4 protein-coding genes are annotated in these 2,987 nt (G+C 31.9%); all 4 read left to right on the forward strand.

From position 1 onward, the window contains the following. A partial coding sequence (locus Q0977_RS18040; RefSeq protein WP_299516503.1) for an ImmA/IrrE family metallo-endopeptidase occupies positions 1-441 on the forward strand: 441 nt, incomplete at its 5' end. A gap of 19 nt (positions 442-460) precedes the next feature. Further along, positions 461-1,687 carry a hypothetical protein gene (locus Q0977_RS18045; RefSeq protein ID WP_299516505.1) on the forward strand — a complete coding sequence of 409 codons (1,227 nt, stop codon included), beginning with the start codon at positions 461-463 and terminating at the stop codon, positions 1,685-1,687. Between the two features lie 19 nt (positions 1,688-1,706). Beyond that, the gene (locus tag Q0977_RS18050) at positions 1,707-2,315 is read left to right on the forward strand and encodes a DUF5067 domain-containing protein (protein ID WP_299516509.1); all 609 of its coding nucleotides are present in this window, start codon (positions 1,707-1,709) and stop codon (positions 2,313-2,315) included. Positions 2,316-2,386: 71 nt separating this feature from the next. Then, positions 2,387-2,767 (forward strand): hypothetical protein, encoded by a 381-nt coding sequence (locus Q0977_RS18055; protein WP_299516507.1) that lies wholly within the window; start codon positions 2,387-2,389, stop codon positions 2,765-2,767. The last annotated feature ends 220 nt before the right edge of the window (positions 2,768-2,987 follow it).

Consider the following 2,987-nt stretch of genomic DNA (forward strand, 5'->3'; position numbering starts at 1 on the left):
GCTGCTTATCCAAACATCAACTATATTTTTGATGAAAAGATGCCAGATGGGCAGTCAGGACTATATGTAGATAATTACGTGTATTTAAATCCGAGACAAACGCATGAAAATTTAGTTGGAACAGTTGCTGAAGAAATCGGTCATCACTTAACAACGGTTGGGGATATCATAGATCAAGATACAAATTTGAAACGGAAACAAGAAAGGCTGGCAAGAGACATTGGGGCTACTCTGGTTGTCTCCCCTTCTGACATCATTGATTGCTATGAGAATAGATGCAAAACGATTGATGATTGCATTACTCATTTGGCTGTAACCAAGCAAGTTTTTGAAGATGCAATATCTTACTACGCAAGGCGTTTTAATGGAATAAAAACTGAAAACGGCTACACTATATTTTTTAGGGATAATGGTACTATTGGTGTTTTAAAAATATTTTAGTAAATTGGAGGGTTCGGTTATGGGGATATTTGATTTCTTAAAAAATGGGAGAAAAGAATATAAAAAATCTGAGAAAACAGTTCCTAAAAAATTCACTAGCCAAGAATTAATTAGTGCAAAATTTATTATTGAACAGAAACAAACCGTGATTAACGATTCCCTAAAAATAATTAAAACGACTAAAAATGTCGATACTTTCTTTTCACGGTACAATTTATTGATTAATTCTCTTACAGAGATTATAGAAACAATTGATATATACAAAGCCTATTTATCGATGAACAATAATTCTGTGCAAAACTTATATAACGATCTAGTGATAAACAAATCTTCATATATTGACAGTCTAATCCAAAGGAGCTCTTCTCAGTTAATCGAAAAAGTTGACTCTTTATCTACAGATAAGTCCATACTCAATCATATAAATAAATTCAAAGAATCTTTATTCGCTTTTACGAACGAACTAAATGAAGGTCAAATACGAAAGATCAATAATATCGTGGTTTCGCTTACTCCTACTGATCATCTGAAAAACGAATTGGAAACAACTGTCGAGAACGAACTACCTATAAGTGTTACGAACATTTCTCCTTTTGATGAAGCAGATATTTATAAACGGTGGAATATTTCAATTAGTTTTGGAAAATCAACTTCAAAAAATTTTAGTAAAGCTCTTTATTTAGCTAAAAATTCAGATAGATACGTTGAAGATGCTGACGATCAAGGAAACTCAGTTTACCAAGCTTTTTTTATCGAAAAAAACTTCTTAGAATTTATGAGACTATATAAATTGATTGGTAACTGGAAATCGACGTTTGTTTTTATAAATGGTGAAATTATCGATAACAAATCACTTGGTAAAATCAACATCTGTTATGGCGATAAACTGAAATTTAATGATCCTAATTTTTGTTTTGGCGCATCGGAGTGGACATCTAACCCGTTTGGGTGCCATAGATTAATGCTGACACCCTCTCAAACACCTTGGTGGTCATTTGGTGAATTTAATGTTTTAGGAGATTGGATTATTAATAAAGAAGAGATTATAGAAAAAATTAAGTATAAAGCAAAATTATTTGAAAAATGCCCGGCATTTGATATAGAAAGAGTGCTAAAAGTCGTCGAACTATTGCCTGATAAAATCAGCAGAAAAAAAGATAAAGAAAAATGGTACTTCAATGATTCAGGAGTTATGCCACTTGATTCTATGAAAATTAATAAAAATGTCATTAAATTACTTAAATAACATTTGGAGGAAATAATTGATGAAAAAAATTTTTGGGTTGGGTTTAGTGTTAGTGAGTTCAATTTCGTTAGCGGCATGTTCTACCTCTAACGAAAAAAGTGCAAGTTCTACTTTGAAAAAAACTGTAACAGAAACAACTAAAGCGGCTTCCGAGGAGTCATCATCAGAAAAAGCAACAGGAAATTTTGTAAAAACGGCAGCTGAATCTACTTTTGATGGGACAATTTTAAAGGGTAATTCATACACCGTAAAAATTACAAAACATGCGGTTATTAATCCAGGCGAAGTGGGAAATGAATATGGCGAAAAGCCGATAATTGCTATTTGGTACGACACTTTAGTAAATCCTGATTACGATAATAGCACTCCTATAAATCCTACTAATGCTTGGATTTTAAATTTTAAAGCAATTCAAGACAATGATCCTAACGCTGTCAACGAATTGAAAATAGGTTCTCTCCCTGATCAACAATTTTTGGATTCTCAAACACAAGATATTAAACCTGGTGGCACAGTTTCTAATGCAGTAGCATATGAGCTTGACGACACTACTACTCCGGTAACACTTGTAGCTGGAGATTTATTTGGAACCGAATACGGAAAAACTGAAATTAGTTTATCTAAATAAAATTGTCAAAAAATAACCTGCTGCTAAGTATTTACTGAACAGCAGGTTTAAAAAGTAAAGGAGCTTTTATTATGGAAAATTTATTATTAGGTATCCCAGAAACATGGAACGAATTGCCAATAAAATTATCAAGAATAACCACTGGTGAGGATAATAAATACTTCATGAATGACGATATCGCAATGGTCGTTGAGTTCGATCCAAATGATGCCGGCAAATATATAAAGAACGGAGATATCGTTACAATTGAAACGGAAAACGAAAAATTCGATTATCACGCATTTCTTTATCAGAAGATAAAAGGAAAACATCATTTTATTCCGATTTCTAATTTTGAGAATAAAACGGAGTTTGCAGTAACGAATTTAAACGAAATAAAGATACTCGCTAAAATACTTGGCAGCTTTAGAGAAATATCGGAAAAAACATCTTTTATAAGAATTGAAATATAGCCTAGAGCCTTATTTTTTTACACACAAAACGAACATACATTCGATTTTTAAGTTAATAAATACGAATTAGTTTATTTTTTATCCTCTTCACGCTTTAAATAAATTAAAAACCGTATTTACTTCACCAAATTACGAAAGGAATGGATTTTATGGAAGGATCAGTAAGAAAAAAAGGAAATAATTGGTATTACCGTTTGGACCTCGCTTATATTAATGGTGA

The organism is uncultured Rummeliibacillus sp. (genome assembly GCF_934216135.1).
Classification (GTDB): Bacteria; Bacillota; Bacilli; order Bacillales_A; family Planococcaceae; genus Rummeliibacillus.